This is a genomic window from Nibrella viscosa (assembly GCF_039541875.1).
Taxonomy (GTDB): Bacteria; Bacteroidota; Bacteroidia; order Cytophagales; family Spirosomataceae; genus Nibrella; species Nibrella viscosa.
In genome coordinates, this window is the sequence record NZ_BAABHB010000004.1 from 383,340 (window position 1) to 401,819 (window position 18,480).

Annotated in this window: 15 protein-coding genes; 7 read left to right on the forward strand and 8 right to left on the reverse strand. The window is 46.7% G+C overall.

Annotation, left to right across the window (positions count from 1 at the left end):
• The first annotated feature begins 69 nt into the window (after positions 1-69).
• Positions 70-1,332, forward strand: a complete 1,263-nt coding sequence (fucP, locus tag ABD931_RS13295) for an L-fucose:H+ symporter permease (protein WP_345267844.1) — start codon at positions 70-72, stop codon at positions 1,330-1,332.
• Between the two features lie 140 nt (positions 1,333-1,472).
• On the opposite strand, the gene ABD931_RS13300 is transcribed toward fucP, so the two are convergent.
• Together ABD931_RS13300 and ABD931_RS13305 are read right to left on the reverse strand one after the other, a co-directional pair.
• On the reverse strand, positions 1,473-2,030 hold the full coding sequence (locus ABD931_RS13300; protein WP_345267845.1) for a DUF2911 domain-containing protein: 558 nt from the start codon (positions 2,028-2,030) through the stop codon (positions 1,473-1,475).
• Positions 2,031-2,153: 123 nt separating this feature from the next.
• Positions 2,154-2,564, reverse strand: a complete 411-nt coding sequence (locus tag ABD931_RS13305) for a thioredoxin family protein (RefSeq protein ID WP_345267847.1) — start codon at positions 2,562-2,564, stop codon at positions 2,154-2,156.
• 168 nt (positions 2,565-2,732) lie between these two features.
• On the opposite strand from ABD931_RS13305, the gene ABD931_RS13310 reads away from it, so the two are divergent.
• The gene (locus ABD931_RS13310) at positions 2,733-4,343 is read left to right on the forward strand and encodes a sensor histidine kinase (protein ID WP_345267849.1); all 1,611 of its coding nucleotides are present in this window, start codon (positions 2,733-2,735) and stop codon (positions 4,341-4,343) included.
• Positions 4,321-5,394, forward strand: a complete 1,074-nt coding sequence (locus ABD931_RS13315) for a response regulator (RefSeq protein WP_345267851.1) — start codon at positions 4,321-4,323, stop codon at positions 5,392-5,394. Before ABD931_RS13310 ends, ABD931_RS13315 begins: the two co-directional genes overlap by 23 nt.
• Positions 5,395-5,468: 74 nt before the next feature.
• Here ABD931_RS13315 and ABD931_RS13320 read toward each other — a convergent pair whose 3' ends face one another.
• The 6 genes from ABD931_RS13320 to ABD931_RS13345 form a co-directional block, all read right to left on the reverse strand.
• On the reverse strand, positions 5,469-6,128 hold the full coding sequence (locus ABD931_RS13320) for a response regulator transcription factor (RefSeq protein ID WP_345267853.1): 660 nt from the start codon (positions 6,126-6,128) through the stop codon (positions 5,469-5,471).
• Between the two features lie 39 nt (positions 6,129-6,167).
• Complete coding sequence (locus ABD931_RS13325) at positions 6,168-6,926, reverse strand: sensor histidine kinase (protein WP_345267855.1); 759 nt, start codon at positions 6,924-6,926, stop codon at positions 6,168-6,170.
• A 188-nt stretch (positions 6,927-7,114) separates the two neighbouring features.
• The gene (locus ABD931_RS13330; RefSeq protein ID WP_345267857.1) at positions 7,115-7,831 is read right to left on the reverse strand and encodes a hypothetical protein; all 717 of its coding nucleotides are present in this window, start codon (positions 7,829-7,831) and stop codon (positions 7,115-7,117) included.
• A 14-nt stretch (positions 7,832-7,845) separates the two neighbouring features.
• Complete coding sequence (locus ABD931_RS13335; protein ID WP_345267859.1) at positions 7,846-8,190, reverse strand: hypothetical protein; 345 nt, start codon at positions 8,188-8,190, stop codon at positions 7,846-7,848.
• Between the two features lie 689 nt (positions 8,191-8,879).
• Positions 8,880-12,038: an SIR2 family protein gene (locus ABD931_RS13340; RefSeq protein WP_345267861.1), complete on the reverse strand. Its 3,159-nt coding sequence runs from the start codon at positions 12,036-12,038 to the stop codon at positions 8,880-8,882.
• 45 nt (positions 12,039-12,083) lie between these two features.
• Positions 12,084-15,536: a class I SAM-dependent DNA methyltransferase gene (locus ABD931_RS13345; RefSeq protein ID WP_345267863.1), complete on the reverse strand. Its 3,453-nt coding sequence runs from the start codon at positions 15,534-15,536 to the stop codon at positions 12,084-12,086.
• Between the two features lie 163 nt (positions 15,537-15,699).
• Between ABD931_RS13345 and ABD931_RS13350 the strand changes: the two genes are divergently transcribed.
• The 4 genes from ABD931_RS13350 (at position 15,700) to ABD931_RS13365 (ending at position 18,471) form a co-directional block, all read left to right on the forward strand.
• Positions 15,700-15,840, forward strand: a complete 141-nt coding sequence (locus tag ABD931_RS13350; RefSeq protein ID WP_345267865.1) for a hypothetical protein — start codon at positions 15,700-15,702, stop codon at positions 15,838-15,840.
• Between the two features lie 346 nt (positions 15,841-16,186).
• Positions 16,187-16,837, forward strand: coding sequence for a hypothetical protein (locus ABD931_RS13355; protein ID WP_345267867.1), 651 nt, complete (start codon positions 16,187-16,189; stop codon positions 16,835-16,837).
• Positions 16,838-16,869: 32 nt separating this feature from the next.
• Positions 16,870-17,925 carry a tetratricopeptide repeat protein gene (locus ABD931_RS13360; RefSeq protein ID WP_345267868.1) on the forward strand — a complete coding sequence of 352 codons (1,056 nt, stop codon included), beginning with the start codon at positions 16,870-16,872 and terminating at the stop codon, positions 17,923-17,925.
• Positions 17,926-17,964: 39 nt separating this feature from the next.
• Positions 17,965-18,471, forward strand: coding sequence for a DUF805 domain-containing protein (locus ABD931_RS13365; RefSeq protein ID WP_345267870.1), 507 nt, complete (start codon positions 17,965-17,967; stop codon positions 18,469-18,471).
• Positions 18,472-18,480 lie beyond the last annotated feature (9 nt).

Genomic DNA, 18,480 nt, shown 5'->3' on the forward strand with positions numbered 1-18,480 from the left:
TGACATTTCACTATCTTTCAAACCCAATTCACCAGTTTACCAATTAACCAGTCAACTAGCCCCGCCCCCATGCAATCAACGCCTGTCGCGGCTACCACCCAACCAGCCGCCTTTACCGAAAAGAAATACATTGTCACCTTAATTTTCGTTACGTCGCTTTTCCTGCTGTGGGGCATTGCCATTACCATGGGTGACGTACTCAACCGGCATTTCCAGAATGTGCTGCACGTGTCCAAAGCCGAGTCGGCGCTGGTGCAGTTCTCCATCTTTGGCGCGTATGCCGTGATGGGCATACCGGCGGGGCTGTTCATGAAGCGCTTCGGTTATAAGAACGGGGTCTTGCTGGGGCTGTTGCTGTACGCTGCCGGTGCCTTTTTGTTTATTCCGGCCGCCAACGCCGAATCGTTCGGCTTCTTCCGCATTGCCCTGTTTATTCTGGCCTGCGGACTGGCTACGCTCGAAACGGTAGCACACCCCTTTGTGGCGGGTCTGGGCGACCAGCAGACCAGCGACCAGCGCATCAACTTCGCCCAGTCGTTCAATGGCCTCGGCGCGGTGATTGGGCCCATGCTGGGCGGGTATTTTATTTTGCGGGGCGGCCAGGAGCACTCCAACGACCTGGAGTCGGTGAAGATGCTGTACATCGGTATCGGCAGCGTAATTCTCAGTATTGCGCTGGCCTTTACGTTTGTAAAAGTACCACCGGTGCAGGATGCCCATTCCATTGAAGCCGAGCAGGATGCCTACGCCGTACCGACTGATCCGGCAGATCTGAAACACCCGAAGACGCTTTTCCAGCACCGGCATTTTGTCTGGGCTGCTATTGCGCAGTTGTTCAACGTAGCCGCCCAGGGCGGCACGTGGGCGTTCTTTATCAACTATGGGGTAGAGAAGATGGGGCTGGTGGAGGAAAATGCCGCTTATTACTTTGCCTTCAGCATGGTGATGATGATGGTGGGCCGGTTTGTGGGGACGTTCCTGATGCGGTTCATTGCCCCCAACCGACTGCTGGCGGCTTTTGCGCTGGGCAGTATGACCATGTGTCTGCTCATTGCCCAGAGCTTTGGCTGGCCGTCGTTTATCGCGCTGATTATGCTGAACTTCTTCTTCAGCATCATGTTCCCGACCATCTTCAGTCTGGGTCTGAAAGGGCTGGGTAAGCACACACAGCAGGCATCGTCGTTTATCGTAATGGGTGTTGTGGGCGGAGCGCTCTTCCCGCCCATCATGGGCCTGGTGGCCGATAAAGACGTAGCGGCCGCCTACTACCTGCCCATTATCTGTTACGCCGTGATTTTCCTGTTTGCAGCCAGGTTCTCAAAGGTGCGATAAGCATAGCGAATAGTCAGGATATTGCAGAAGGTCTCCGCCAACGCCTGCTCATCTCGTCCGCGATACAATCGCGGACGAGATGAGCAGGGCACAGCACAGGTATATAAGGTCAGGTCTCCGGCATAACAGGAGACCTGATTTCACTGAAAAGTAAGGGGTACTTCCACAACGGTGGTGTCCCAGCCGAGACGCATAACGGCGTCGTTGCTGTTGGCTTTGGCAAATTGGATGGTGAAGTTTTCGAGCGCTGTGCCGGATTTTTTGGCGGGTGCCGTCACGCGGAGTACGTCGTTTTCCTGCTTGTAGGAGTAAGCGCCCCAGTAGTCCAAATCACCATTCAGGATGATGGTCCATTCGTTTTCGCCGGGAATGGTGAATAACGAGTAGGTGCCTGCTTTTACTTTTTTGCCACCAATCGTAGCGTCCTGGTAAAACTTAATCTCTGTCGCTTCATTGGCTCCGGTTCGCCACACTTTGCCGTACGGAATCAGCTTTCCGAAAACGTCGCGGTTATTTTTGGCCGGCCGGCTGTAAATAACCCGCACCAGTGCTTTGTCATTGCCCTTGCGGTCATGGGCGAAGTTGTCGGGGTAATAGGCCATATCCATCGGGCTTTTATCGGTCCCGCGAAAGTCCTGAGCCTGACTATTAGCGGTTATCAGGGCCAGGAGAAAAAAGAACCAGCATGTTCTTTGCATAGCGTTGTTGGGTTAAGGGTAACTAATCCGCTAATATAGAGGAACCAACAATTATTTTTACCACCCATGAGTTTTTGAGTGGATGCCATGTAGCGCTAAACCTCCGCGGCCGGGCGGCTCCAGCTACAAACCAATGCCAGGGGCTGGTACGCTGTCTCGTTTCGGCTGGAGCTTTTCCAGTTGCTCGGTCAGCAGCCGCAGCAACTCCTGGCTTTCGATAGCACCGGCATGACGCCAGATTTCGGTTCCCTGCTTGATGAGCACAAAGGAAGGCAAGAGCCGGACCCCAAAGCTGTTGACCACTTCGGGATGGGTAGATTCGTCGACACGGGTAATCTTCACGGCATCACCCAGTATGGCTCCCACACGCTCCAGCGACAGCTCTACGTCCAGGGATAAGGACGAAACCCGCGGACCATCCAGTCCGGGACCATCCAGTCGGGGACCATCCAGTTGGGGACCATCCAGTCCGGGCATGAACACCAACAACACGGCTGTTTTCGGTGAAATAAATAAAGGACGATACGCAGGCATAGACTTTGGCCACTTAAACGAAAGTAAAATTCTCTTTTTCCCGCTTTTTATTGTATGACTTACGTCAGTCAACCGTTTGATTAAAATCACCTGCACCCTGGCCCGGACCATATATATTGCAGCTATATTACGCTGAACTGTATATTGCCGCCCATTGGGTAGAGTTGTATGATCAACGATTTACTGCCGGTAGCGCTGATTAATCCGTTATTCGAGCGGTCCAGGCATTTTATTGGCCTTCTCGATTGCGAAACAGACCGGTTCCTTCGGGTCAATCCGGCCGGCTCCGACCTGTTCGGCTGCCGCGACATGGCCGAGTTTCTGGAACAATCCGGCCATAATGCGGCCTGCAACCCCTTCGCCCCCGGTAAGCTGGACCACATAAAAACGGTAGTGGAGCAGACCGGCCGCTATGCCGAAGAAGTTGAGTTTCAGCGCAAGCAGGGAGCTTCGTTCTGGGGAAAACTGGAGGTCGACCTCTTTGCCGTTGATAGTAAAACCTATCTGCTCGTTCAGATTACCGATATTAACCACGCCCGGTCGGTAGAGCAGCAGTTGGAGCAAAGCTCCCGGCAGTTTGAAGCCGTGTTTACCAACGCTACTATCGGCATCATTGTGTGCGATAAACGGGGCCTGATCGTATCGGCCAATCAGTTTGCCCGCAACCAGTTCGGCTACGTCGACCAGCCGCTGGAGGGGCAGTCGATCGATGTGCTGGTGCCGGATACCATTCGCGGCCGGCACGAGGCCCTCCGGGAGTCGTTCAATGCCGACCCGCAGGTACGGGCTATGGGTCACGGCCGCGATCTGTATGCCCGCCGGAGCGACGGCTCGGTGTTTCCGGCCGAGGTAAGCCTCAGCTACTTTTACCAGCACAACGAGCTGTATGTGGTATCGTATATCCTGGATATTACCTTCAAGAAAGAGGCCGAGCAGGCCCTGATCGAACAACGAAATAAAGTGGCCCAGCTCAATATTGAACTGGAGCAGAAAGTGGCCGACCGGACGCACGCCCTCATGGCTACGCTGCACCAGTTGGAGGAGTCGAAAGACGAACTGACCAAGGCCCTGGCGGCCGAGCGCGAACTGGGCGAGCTGAAATCCCGCTTTGTATCGATGGCCTCGCACGAGTTCCGGACGCCCCTGAGCGCCGTGCTCACCTCGGCCTCGCTCATTGAAAAGTACATCACCACCGAGCAGCAGGACAAACGGCAAAAACACATCCAGCGCATCAAATCGTCGGTCAACCACCTCAACGATATCCTGGAAGAGTTTCTGTCGGTGGGTAAGCTGGAAGAAGGCCGGGTCGAGGCTAACTGGACAACTTTCGACGTGAATACGCTGGTGAGCGATGTGGTGACCGATATGCAGGGTATGCTTAAAGCCGGCCAAACTATTGAGACCAGACTCGACTGCCCCCTGCCGGCCCGGCTCGACAAATCGCTGCTGCGGAAGATTTTGATAAACCTGCTGTCAAACGCTATCAAATATTCCGGCGAGCATACGCGTATTGAGGTAAGTGGTAGCTGCCGGGGCCACGCTACGCAACTAACTATCCGCGACCAGGGCATCGGTATTTCCGAAGAGGATCAGAAGCACCTGTTTGAGCGCTTCTACCGGGCCAAAAATGCCACCAATTTGCAGGGAACCGGCCTGGGTCTGCACATCGTAGCTAAATATGTGGAGCTGCTCAACGGCACCATCGGGCTGACCAGTCAACTACACGAAGGAACAACTGTAACCCTTACTTTCCACCATGACAACCATTCTGCTCATTGAGGATAACCCGGATATTCGGGAAAATACGGCCGAAATTCTCGAACTGGCCAACTATACCGTCATTACGGCTGAAAATGGAAAGATTGGCGTAGAGAAAGCGCTGGAGACCCGGCCCGACCTGGTTATCTGCGATATTATGATGCCGGTGCTGGATGGCTATGGGGTGCTGCACATCTTCAACCGCAACCCGGACCTGAGCGGCATTCCGTTTATCTTCCTGACCGCCAAAACCGAACGCGCCGACCAGCGTAAGGGCATGGAAATGGGCGCCGATGATTACCTGACCAAACCTTTCAGCGAGATCGAACTGCTCAACGCCATTGAGGGCCGGCTGAAGCGCTTTGAGCAGCGGTATGCCGATGCGTTGCGAGCCGCCTATGAGCACTCCCCCGAAGGACTGGATCAGTTTCTGGTCGATGCCCGCGCCGTGACCGGCCTGGACTCACTCACGGTAGACCGGAAACCGCACCAGATCAAAAAGAAGCAGTTTGTGTACTCGGAGGGCGATGAACCGGCACGGTTGTTTTTTCTGAAAAAGGGCCGGGTCAAGACCTACAAAACCAATGCCGACGGTAAAGAACTCATTACGGGGTTGTACCAGGCCGGCGACTTCTTCGGCTACGTGAGCCTGCTGGAGCAGACCGACCATACCGATACAGCGGTGACGCTGGAAGACTCGGAGTTGATTTATATTCCCAAGGAAACGTTTATGGACCTGATGATCCGCGACCCGGAGGTGGCCAAGCGCTTTGTGCAGTTGCTGGCCAACCGCGTTTCTGAGCGCGAGCAGCAGTTGCTGGGCATGGCCTACAACTCCCTGCGCCGGCGCGTGGCCGATACCCTGCTGAGCCTTCACAACCGGGCACAAACCTCCGCCGGCAACGCAGCCGGTATTCAGCTCTCCCGCGACGATCTGGCGTCTATTGTCGGCACCGCCACCGAATCCCTCATCCGGACCCTCAGCGAATTCAAGCAGGACGGCCTCATCGAAATTGCCGACGGCAACATCCGCGTCAAAAACCCGGAGCGCCTGCGGCAGATGAGGGTGTGAGATAATGATGAATGATGAACGATGAATGGGCTGACGCATTTTTACATTCATCGTTTATCATTCATCATTCATCATTAAAACAAGTTGTTCTTATACGCGTACGCCACCATGCCGGCGGTGTTTTTGGTGCCGGTTTTTTCGAGGATGCGCAGGCGGTGGCCTTCTACGGTGCGGGGGCTCAGAAAGATCTTTTCGCTGATCTCCTGGGTTGTCAGGCCTTCGCAAATGAACTTAAGGACCTCTTTCTCCCGATCCGACAGTATTACCTTGCTGTTGTAGAAGGTGTGTTGGGGCTTTACCACGGTGGTGGTGTTGGTCATTTTGCGTAGCATCGCTTTCGACACAAACTCGTTCAGGTATACGCCTTCGTCCATGACCTTGCGCACGGCCAGCTCTACCTCATCGGGGTCGGAGTCTTTCAGCAGGTAACCGCTTACGCCTTTCTCCAGCAGGTGCAGCACCATGCGGTCTTCGTCGTGCATGGTCAGCACCACAATCTTAATGAGTGGGTAGTGCTCGCGGAGGTATTCGGCCGTGGCCGTGCCATCCAGGACGGGCATTTGCAGGTCGAGCAGCACCACGTCGGGGACCCGGCGGGGGATTTTGTCGATGAATTCCTGGCCGTTGCCGGCTTCCAGCACCAGTTCAAAGTCGGGTACCTGGCTCAGGATTGTGGCCAGACCCCGCCGGAAGAGGTTATGGTCATCCACCAGGGCCAGTTTAATCTTTCTCATGTCTCAATCAGGTTATTGGTTACGCTATACAAGGGAGATTCAGGCTGGTTCCGGTTCGGGTTCGTGATTCGGCAGCCGTACCTGAATATGGATGTTGGAACCCCGGCCGGGTGCCACATCGAAGGTGACGTGCCCTTCAACCACACTCAGCCGGCTTTCGATGTTGCGGAGACCCAGCCCCCGGTTCTTATCTTTCATCACGTCATCGAAATCAAAGCCCTGGCCGTTGTCTGATACCGACAAGCGGATCTCATTGGCCTGGCAGAATAGCTGGATGGTAATGTGCGTAGCCCTGGCGTGCCGGATGGCGTTGTTGACCAGTTCCTGCGCAATTCGGTACAGCATTACTTCCATCGGCGATGATAAGGTATCCAGCGTGACCGGGCATTCCAACTGGATGTGTATGTCGCCGTCGGTGGTTTTTTCGATCAGCTCCTCCAGAGCCGCCACCAGCCCGAACCGGTCCAGCGTGGTCGGTACCAGGTTGCGGCTGATGCGCCGGACATTGCTCATGGTTTCGTCCAGCAGCGACCGTGTGCGCTGCAGCAGCAGACTGGCGGCTACATTGTCGGTCAGTTTCCGGTCCAGTTGATTGAGACTCATTTTGGTGACCGACAGCATGGTGCCGATTTCGTCGTGGAGGTCGCGGGCCAGCCGCCGGCGCTCCTGCTCCTGCCCCTGGAAGGTAGCCGCCATCAGTTCCCGGCGGTATCGCTCCTGCAACTCTTTCAGCGCCAGTTGCTGTTTTACCTGTTTCTGCTGGTAATAGGCTACAAACACAACGATGACGATTGCCATCAGCAGCAACACCGTCGTCCCCAGGACTAAGTATAACCGAAAGGTGGTTGCATCCACAGCCTACACAGATCTTAAGGGATCAATCGAAGATAACAAATGTATTGAAAACAATTCAGTTTTGTATTTAATCGCAAGAGAATGAGTTATTTCCGCTCACCTGGCTGCCGGTTGGCCCATCAACTACCGGCTTACGGCAGACTGCCCGCCCGGACTGGTAGTATGGGTTCGCTGAAATGGTGATTCTGACCGGCATACCAGATACTTACGGCCATAAAACTATTGAACAGCAGACTCAGCAGGCAGTCTATGGACCAGAAGTAGTTTTGCCATCCGGTTGTTCCCGTAATGCTCAGGGTATACCGGCTGAACAGGTAAAGCAGCAGCGTGCCGGTATAATACAGTAAAGCGCCGGCACTGAACCAGAAAAAAGTATACTGCTTTATGTTGGGTACCTGCAGGCTCTCCAGCAACTGCACAAAAAACACCAGCACCAGTACAATAATAAAGAAGCCGTTTAACGGATGCGCATAGGCGTTGAATACCGTAGTGCGGCTATCGAACAGGGTGGACGAATCCAGCAGCGACAGCCCGACCAGCAATATGCAGGAAACCGGAATCATGAATTGGCGCACTTTGCCCTTCAGTAACACATAGTACAGCCAGGCCACATTCAGATACGACAGGATGGCAAACCAGTTGTAATAAATGATGTTGGGCGTTCGGGATGCCGACAGGATTTCGGTTATCAGATTCCGGGCCGCCGTCAGCAGCACAAATAAAGCCAGCAGGCGCATGGCAACTCCCCGGATATACTTCCGACGGAGAAGCAGAACACCCACCGGCAGGAGAATACTGGCGTCGGCAATACGGGCGAGTAGCTTAACGTAGTCCGTTAAAAAATCCATCAATCAAAAAACCATTAATTTGATAGGGGACTGTTAGGATCGCAGACCGTGGGACAGGGTTGTCCGTCGGAAAGCAGTTTACTACCTACTGCCGGCACGGCCTGCCCGGTGGTTCCTTCGGCTGCAGGCAACAGGTCACGCCCGTCTTTATCGACACCGACCAGTACCAGTTTGGACTGACCGTTATCGGCTCCGTAATAAATACGCAGGCCGGCCGCTCCGTTCAGTAAGGAATTTAACTCATCCAGGCTGTAAAACTCCGCTTTTGTTGCTTTGGGGTTTTTATCTCGAAATTCTTTGGTGAGTTTAATGGCCTGTTTGAGGTCAATGGGCTTACCGGCTTTGTTGTTGGCTTCCATAAGTACTAATGGAGATTAGGGACTGGGTGGTGGATTAACGCTCTAATTAACAAGGGAATTGGTAAAAACCTAAGCAGGAATGGTTTTTAGCTCCAAATTGCGTAGTTCTACTTACTGAACCACGGGGTTACCCCTGATTTAGGAAATTCGCTAAAAACCGTGTTTTTGCGCTTACGTACGGGCAATTCGCGTTATACCTTTGACATACGTTTAACGATTGGGCCAACACACCATAGTCAACTACGCTCCCCGACGTAAACGAATTTCTCATCTCATAGGTTAGGTTACGAATAGCCTGTCAACAGATTGATTGACAGGCTATTTTGTTTGTCATGGGGCAACAATGGGGCAACAATTTACGAATATAACTTACAACCTCGTCTGACTTCTGCTTATTATAAATATGGTCTTCTTCAAGTACCAACTTCTTTGGCTGGGGAGTAAATTTCATCATATGAACATGTTGTATAAGTTTTTTTCCGCTCGACGGCGCACACCAAGCAGATTTCAGTACACTTGAACAATATTCTAAATACAGCCCTAACCCACTCAGTATCATAACTGACTGATTCTCGTGGTGCAACAATGGTGCAACATTTTACGATGTTGCACCATTTCTAAGTCTGCTGCTTTTCCGAACTGTAGAACCGATCACTTGCATTATTCTTGGTTTAACAAGTAAGTCACAACTAGATAAAATACCTGTAATCATAATACTTACCCTCTTTTTTTCTCAGCAATTTCCCAATCCTAGCTATCTCATTAGAAGAATGGACTGTGGCTGGAAGTTGCGTATATAAATCAAAGGAGTTCCAATTCATTTTTGTTAGCCCTAAGATTTCAGTAGCAATCTGCCCCATTGACGCTTCTCCAAAATGTTTAATTACTTTCAAGGGCGTAGGTATATACCTACCTCCTAAATAGAACCTGTAATTAGGATTATCTATAGCTGGTACAATTCCGTGAGTCCATAAAAGCAACGTTTTCGGATTAAAAAGTAGACAAGTGCCTCTGCTTACAGCATATCCATCAGGCTCAAGCTTTTTAATACTACTTAACTTACTAGCGATGAAGCGTATATCCTCTTCAAAATTTATCTCAATTAAATCTATCTGCTCTATACCGCTATTGTATAGGCTATCCTTTATTCCCCTGATCTCATCCTTTGTAAAATACGTTCTTTTATGTACAACTACTCTGTTGGGGAGTTCAGTCATTGCGTTGTAAAACAGATCCCTTATAGTGATGCCAAACCTAAATGCATCGTTGTAACTTAAATGAGGGTTCTCTTGTTTATCCCAAAATATATCATCCTCAACTTTTGACAACTTATATTTTAACCCCTGTCCCTGCCAATTATAAATGTGACTACAGCCAAGTATAATATGGTTTCCGGGCGTGTTTTGTCTTAAGCTATATCCAATCCCAGCAAAAGCAGTTGTTTTATCTATACCCTGTATAATCCAGGGAGTGCGTAAAGATTTTACATAATAAGATAATGCTAACCACCAATTCTTCTGACAGTCTAAACCATATCCGATAGTTTCTTCTCTAATAAATTGAGTTGCAATTCCTCTTTCTGCGCAGTAGGCTTTTATATAGTCATGAAGGTCAAATTCCCTAATGTTATTATTATATTTTAATAAAGCGTTCCAAGAACTTGGGATATAAATTATCACAATCTTATTTGTACTATCTCTTGTAACATTATCTATACACACAGAAAGCGTTTTTGCAAGTGTCGTGGCCATTTCAATCTCGTTACTGCCGGTAAACGGCTCATATGGAGCAATCCACCTATCAGATTTTGGATGAGGCACATTCAAACTTACTCCAAAAGCATTATAGAAACCAGGATAATCAATTACGTAAGATGTACTACCTATTACTTTAACTTCTGTATTCTGCCTGCTTAAAAATCTAAAAAGCTTTTCTGAATGTTGACTAGGACACACTACTGCCAAATCAATAGCATTTTTATGTACTCTATTCAATGGGTCATAATCATAAGGCCGATTATCAACTAAACCCTTCATTGGGTGAAAGTGAGAAGGGATAGACTGCATAGAAGCATTCTTATGGCTAAATATTAATTTGGGTTCATCATATTGAATTCCTTTATAACTAATAAAATTTTCATCAATCAAATCCAACCCTGCTCTAGTACCGGCCTTCATAATAGCAGCATAACTTGGTATCTTACTAACTTTAAAATTAAAGCCAGAGCCAACACCTAGAGGGTAATCAACTTCAATATCATTTCTGGAAAAGATTATATTTGACCAAGCGCTAATGTATTCATTGAATTCTTTATTTCGCATTTTTTCAAAGATTGCTTTTCCAATCGCTTGCCTTACTTCTTTTTCTACATTTTCATCCAAATATGCGTATGGAAGTATTGTTAGAAAGTACCTCTTACCATCTGTACGGATTGACAGTTCAACCGCTTTGTAAACTTTACGATTAAATAGGATAATGCTCTGACCTTCAAGCCATACAATATTTTTTCCATTAGATTTTCCCTTTATTTTTTCAGCAATAGAACGTGTTAATGTAGATAGCATTAGATAGTACATACTACTATCCCTCCAAATGTCTAAATCAGAATTTGGGTTTATTGTTATTTTACTTTTAAGCCTACCTTTAAAACACATTTGAATATCATTAATTGAACCATAAGCCCATACAAATTCCTTAAATGGTACAGCTACTACTTTGTAATTTTTTGTTAACTCTTTTACTGTTTTAAAAGCTTTCTCTCCACGCTGATAGTTTATCTGAAACTGATAAACTCCATAAGGAAGCTCTAAAAGATAAAGATTACTTTTGATTACAGTATTATAATGATTTATATCGAGTTCAAAATCAGTTAATAAATCCTCTTTGTCTGATGTTAATAAGCTAGAAACTTCAGGATCGTTCCTGAATATATTTTTTGAGAGGTTAATCATCAGCTTATCAAATCCATCTGTAGGAACGTAATACGCTGTCCTACCATTCTTGCGTGCGTGAGTGATTAATTCCTCTACTTCTGGGCTTATATCTCTACCATAACCACACCAAAACAGTATCCCTCCACCTCTTTTAGAATAGCTCTCAAATAAAGTATCCATTAAAGATTTATCTCTCCCACTATAACCTGAAACAATTAGGTGTTTATCTAAAAGGTAGCTGGTGAGGTTTTCTCGAAAGGTTGTATCCTGCTCCTGTAATTCGCTATCTGTATTCTTTAAAGGGGTATATCTATAATCTCCATGAAGTTCTATAATTGGCAACTCTGACCTGTTTTGTGGAGTAAATATTCTTTTTACGGAGTCAAGAGAAATTTCAATAGGAGTTACATTAGTTTGATGAGCAGCTTTACTTACTAAGGCATCGAAGTTAGTTGTCCATACAGAAGAAATAATCCCCTTTTTATTCAACAAACACAAGAGCTTATACCCAACTGACGGTTCTTTATTTTTGCAAATTTTAGCAAAATAATCTTTTCTGTTCTTTTCAAGTGGGTAGCATTTTTCAGCGTAATATGAATACTCACGATTATCTCCTAATGGTAAAAAAGTCCCTTGATTATCTAACCAACCCTGAATTAAGTTTTTTACTGCATCAATCTTAAAATTCTCAACCCAATCTCTTGTATCATTACTTTTTGTTACATAGATTTCTTTTTTCCACTCCCAAATACAATCAGTAGCAGATTGAACTCCGGATGAAATTGATGCACCTGCTCCAAGCAAGGTTGTATAAGTATCATTATTCCCTACTTTTATGGCGCGTAAGAATTCATCAAATTCTAGGATTAAATTTGATTTAGATTTATTGGAACTCATCTGCTGGATCTGGAGCATTGTTTATTCTAGATAATTTACCTCTATAGATTATTAACTTTATTTTTAAGCCGCATAGCTCCCCTCCGGTGTCTTCCGCAATAGAGCTAAGGCCGTTAATGTATCGAGCAACGGCTGTACTTTGTCGGCCTTCGTACGCCGGAACCGTTCGGCAACCTGCTTAGGCGTAATCGGCTGACCGGCCTGATGTACAACATCACGTATAGCCTGCATCTGCTGGGCCAACTCCTTTGGCCATTCCATCGGGCCGGTATCTTCAATGGTTGCTGTTTCTGTAGTAGCTGCTGTGGGCAGGTTAATGCCGAGTTGCTGCTGACCGGGTGTTTGATAGGCTGGACGTAAATACCGGATATGACCCGCCTGTTCTTCGTGGGCACGTTCGTGGTTCAAGCGAACTAGACGGTTGAGAATTTCGGCTTCAGGTATATCTGCGGGCCATCGGTAAGCTTCTGCGACAGCGGCATCTAGTTGCTGATGCAGACTCAGTACCACCGACGCTAGCCCCTGCTGATTAATGGTTTGCTCTTTGGCGTTCAGCGGCTCCCCTGCTCTCAGCTTCTCTATCACGTTGTACAAATCGGTAAGCGTCAGCGTAGGGTATTGCACCTGCTGACGTTTACGATGTGCGTCTAACTCTTCGGCCAGTTCACGGATGCGTGCCTGCTGTTCTGTTGTAGCATCAGGAAAAGGGAAAGTGTCAAAACATCGAGTTTTATCATATACTGGATCGTTACCTACTCCCATTCTACCGCCTGCCGCTAATGCCCAAACCACGTGAATCTGTGAAGAAAGTACTCCTAAATAATAAGCATCAGCTAGAGCTATTGCTATTAGCTTATCATCAGGCAAAACATTGTTCTCCAAGAAGACGAATACACGATGCTTAGCTACTTGAGCAGTAACAATATACCTCAACTGACCCTGCAAAGCTGGCCTAAATGTTGAACGTGCTTCAGCAAATATCCACCAGCGATTCTTCGTAGTCTCTCGTCTTACTTCATCACGTTGAGGCTTTACTGTATTATAAATATGCTGGTATACAGCCGGAAATTTGTGTATTACTTGTTGTTCGGTAAGGCCAAATAAATCGATAATCATTAACTGGCGACAGTTACCAGTAATGTCTTTACCATTCCTAAATGGCTTTATATATTGCTCTAACTCTGGCACTAACCCTAACCCTAGTTTTTGTGCCTCTTCTTTGTCTATGACAAAACCTTGCCCAACAGGTATTACCCCTCTACTGCTTATACCTGCATTCGCTTTAAGAAATTTAGCACTTGTTAAGTCTGCTCCAATTGACAGATCGGGATTCACACTACCTACTGATTCACGTAACTGCACTTGATGGGCTTCTTCCCCATTTACAATTTCTTCTTTAACAACGATGGCTAATAAACCCTCAACTTTGCCTCGCTGAGCCACAGTCATAGCAACGCGAACATCAGCGCCTTCAGCAGCATCAATCCATGGGTGATTTGGTATAGCAAAGACTAATGATATAGGATTATCTTCTGCTTCCATGTGCCGTTGCAACACACGACGGTTAAATATTTGAGTCAGAGAATTAGTAGTTATAAAACCAAAACGCTCTGTTTTACCTTGTTTAATGGCATCGGCAGCTTTGTCCCACCAATACATGACTAAATCCGCTGAGTCCGGTACATGATTCGCATAGGCTTTACGTAAAGCATCAGCATAGCCATCACCTAGCAATTCGCGCATACGCTTATTTCCTACAAAAGGAGGGTTACCCACAATAAAGTCAACTTCCGGCCACTCAGCAGGTTTAGCCTGAGGGTAGCCGTACACGGTTACACGGGCGCCTTCGTCTGGTACTGGCTGGCCGGTAACGGGGTGTATTTTAGTAGTTACACCATCCCAACGTGTAATCGGCTGTCCGTTGGCATCCAGCCGAGGTACGGGGGTGCCGTGTTGCAGCACAGCATCCTGCTGATGGATGTTCTCGTATTCGTCCAGCAGCGGCTCGCGTAGTTCGCTGTCTCCGTGGGTACGCAGGTGCCATTGCAGGTAGCCAATCTTCAAAACGACATCGGCAATAGCGGCAGCGCGTGGATTTAGCTCTAGCCCCAGTAGTTGACGCGGACTCACAGTAGTACCTCCACCTAAATTGAGCAGACCCGCCTGACCGTAGCTGTTAATAGCGGCTAATACTTCGCCCTCCAGACGCTTTAGGTGTTCCAGCGTTACATAAAGGAAGTTGCCAGAACCACAAGCCGGGTCTAATATCTTGATTGACGTAAGACGATTCAGGAAACGTAACAGTTCAGCACGGGCTTCCTTTGACTTGTTCTCATCCAGTAGTCGGGCGGCAGCCGCCTGTGCCGCCGTCCACTCCTGTCGCAGAGGCTCCAGTACCGTGGGCAATACCAACCGTTCTACGTACCGGCGTGGAGTGTAGTGTGCGCCCAGGCTGTGCCGTTCGCGGGGATCAAGAGCCCATTCCAGTAGAGTACCGAAAATAGCCGGTTCTACGGCTGTCCAGTCTGCTTCGGCGGCTTTCAACAATAGCTCAATCTGGTCGGCAGACAAGGATAGGGCTGTGGCATTGTGGAAAAGTTTACCATTGAATCGGCGTAAGGGGGCTCTCAGTTCTGATGAGAACCCGCCTGTATCCATCTTCTGCCATAAGTTTTGCAATACGTCAGGCAAGTATTTCTGTAGGTCAGGAGCCGCATATTGTCGGAGCATACCAGTAAATGAATCCTTTGGAATCAACCCTACGTCTTCCGAGAACATGGTAAACAGGCAGCGCATCAGGAATTGCGCTACCACATCCGGCGCATGACCTGCCCGTTCAAGCTGAGTGGACACTTTTGCTAAATAGCTAGCGAGTTCGCGGGTTACCAAGGCTGACCGCTTACTTGGGTCTAATTCACTCGGTTCAAGAAAAATCTGGCGGAGCATAGCACGAATACTCTCCTGCTCCAAATCCGCCAGGGATAGTCGAAAGCGGGTCTGACTGGGAAAAGGAATAAAAGAATCGCCTACTCCAGCAAAGTTGCTGTAAATGTCGATGCAGTAGCCAATATCGACTACCAGCACGAACAGCGGTCGGGGTTCATCAGCCGGAAGCGCCCTTACATAGTTTATTGCCTGGTTACGAGCCGTTTCCATCATCTGCCCCCATTTAGGGGTATTACGAGCAGCATGTCCTTTCCGGCGCTTTTCTGGAGCTAACCCTAATTCGGCACGTTCCACCGCCTTCTGCTGGTCAGGAGTATCTGTGCCTTGCTTGGCTTCCAGTACAAAACACCCCCGCTTATATAGGTCAATACGGCCGGTGCTTTTTTTCACGCCATCATTAAATTCGACGGCCCGCTCCAACACGTAGGCATCCTGAGCGGGATTATCGGTGGTGGGGTCAGGGCGGGGTACGCCTAATAAATCGCAAAGGTCTTGTAAAAACAGGCCGTAGTTGGCCCGCTCTGCTCCGCCAGCAGGTTTCCAGCGGGCTTCAAATTCGGAAAAGGTCACGGTCGAAAATGGTATAGCCGGGTGTCTAAGGTAGCAAGATAGTGACTTGACCAGACTGGAGAAAGCAATAGATGTGGATAACTGCTAAATAAATGCGTAATTTTCAAGGGAGCGGTGACGGATTGCTTCGGTTGCGTCAAAATGAACAATAGCTACTTCGTTCATGTACAAGTTCCTGACCTCCGTACTAACGATTCTCTTTACCAACCCCATCCATTCAGATCGGGAGTTTGCCGCCAGTGAAGCCCTGGTCGCCGTTCTGCTGATGATGGCCTCTATGCTGCTGGCAGGGCTGTTGCTTTGACAGGTATTGCATATCTCATCGAATTTTATTAATCTTCCCTCATAGTAAGGGTGTAAGTGCAAACTCCCTCACGAAGTCATTCTGCACAATGTCCGGAGTGAGAAGCCTCCCACAGAGGCAACTTAGCTCGGCATTCACTATGGTGATTTTATAGGTCAACTTACCACTATGGCTTAGCAGGTGACAAGAATATGCTTGATTTCACTGAAATAAGTACGACATAAAAAGTGCAAATCTGACTTGATATTGTTCAAATAAATACAAAAAGTACGACAAAACTTTCGCATATTTACGAGTTACCGGTCATGCTAAAAGACGACAGTGCAACAATAAAACGATAGAATAAATGAACAGACAAGCCAACGCTTCAGCAAAATCAAAAGAGCTGCAACCCATCGTACAAGCCGACACAGTTGCAGCACATTTGCTTTTGCCCCAACGCACTTGGCAGCAGCGGACAATGACTTTTACTAGATTAATCCTTTTTGTTTTTCTATTTCTCTCAACGACTTTATCAACTTTTGCCCAGACAAACCCAAGACATGTAAAGGTGAGCGGTTATTATCGTAAAGACGGAACTTATGTTCAACCGTATTTCAGGACTGCCCCTAACTCAACAAACCGAGACAACTTTTCGACAAAAGGGAATACAAACCCTTATACTGGTAAACCTGGGTGGATAGAGCCTGACAGCAAATACAATACATTTTATTACAGCACTTACACCTACCCTACCAATAAAGCCCAAAGTGGCTATACGACAACAACCACAGCAAAAACCAATCTGCCAATACAATACAAAAACAGGACATATATTGAGGATGAATATGGAGGTTATTCATGCTATTTGACTGTTAAAGATGAACGGACATTTAATATTTACGACATGAAAGACGAACTCATCTTATATCTAGTTATCAATCATCGTGGAGATTGGAGAATTTTTGATAGTAATTGGATTTACATCAAAACCATATTTGTAGAAACAGAAAAATGAGAATAGGTTTAATCATCATATTGACATTTTGTTTGATCAAGCTAACGCTTGCCCAAACCTCTTATGAAAGCCCATTGGGTTTCACACTAAGTTTTGACAAAACTTGGAAACGATTACCTAAAGAGGTATTGCAACAGCGAATGAAAGATGTAAAAGACTTTTTAGAATATAGAAAGGATATTCAATTTGATGCTTGTTATCAGAAAATCGGAAATGCTGATATGGATTACCCATACATACTTTTTAAGAATGTTTATGCGACCACATCAAATGAAGATGAAATCAAAAAAGTTCAGGAATACTTCACCAACAAACCTCAATTTGAAAAAGTAATTGAAAACCTAGTTAATGGAAAATTTGGAGTAGAGCTTAAAGTCGGAAAAAACTATTATGATGCGAAGAATAAAATATTAATTTTCACCTATGATATGGGAATAAGTATTAAGGGGAATTTGGTTGGAATGTTTGCCTTCTACTTTGGCAAAAATGCCAGCTTAATAACCTATTGCTACTCATACAAGGACGAATTTAAGTATGACCAAAAAGAATTTCTAGACATCATCTATTCCATAAAAGATAAAGGAATGGTAAACACAATGGGTAACTATGTTTCAAAACATGACCTTGCTGTAAAATATTACAATGATGGAAAAATGCAATCCGAAGCAGGTAATCGTGAAGCAGCCATAAGTTTTTATACAAAAGCCATTGAAAACTATCCTGTGGAAGATAGTTACATGAAGTCCGAAGCATATTACAACAGAGGCTTAAACAAACGTTATCTCAATAATTATCAAGGAGCAATTGCCGATTATACAGAAGCGATAAAACTCCGACCCGATTATTATAAGGCCTACAATAACAGAGGTTTTGCCAAACTTCAAATCGAAGACTATGCGGGTGCCATTTTAGATTTCACTCAAACCATTAAATATGATAATTACAATACTGAATTTACCAGTATGGCACTAGGAAATAGAGGTATTGCAAAATTGTCACTTGGGCAAGATGGTTGTCCTGACTTGAAAAAGGCTATCGAGTTAGGAAATAAGAATGTGATAAAAGCCTACAACGAACTTTGTAAATAAATCAAAATCAATAATTACTAACAATTAAATTCAAACAACATGTTCAAAAATCCATTTTCATTTGAAGGTCGTATCAGAAGATTAGAATACGGTCTAAGTCACCTTATTGGCACTTTTATCTTTTATGTAATAGCATTTTTGGTAGGTGCAATCTCTGGCTCATCAGGAGATGACGGAATATTTGCAATTCTATTTCTTTTCTACATTCCTTACTTATGGTTTATTTGGGCTCAAGGGGCTAAAAGATGTCATGATCTTGGGAATAGCGGTTGGTGGCAACTAATCCCTTTCTATGCATTATGGATGCTTTTCCAAGACGGACAACCCGGACCAAACCAATACGGTGAAAACCCAAAGGGAATTCAAGTTATTGGAGGACAAACCTACCAAGGGGGACAAACATATCAAGGCGGTCAAAATACAGGAACATCAGGCGGTTATCAAGGAGGATACAGCGGTGGACACAATAACCCTACAACAAATTATTCATCAACTGAAAACCCATCTAACTCTGGCGGTTACAAGGACGGTGATTTATACAAATAAAATCAATCA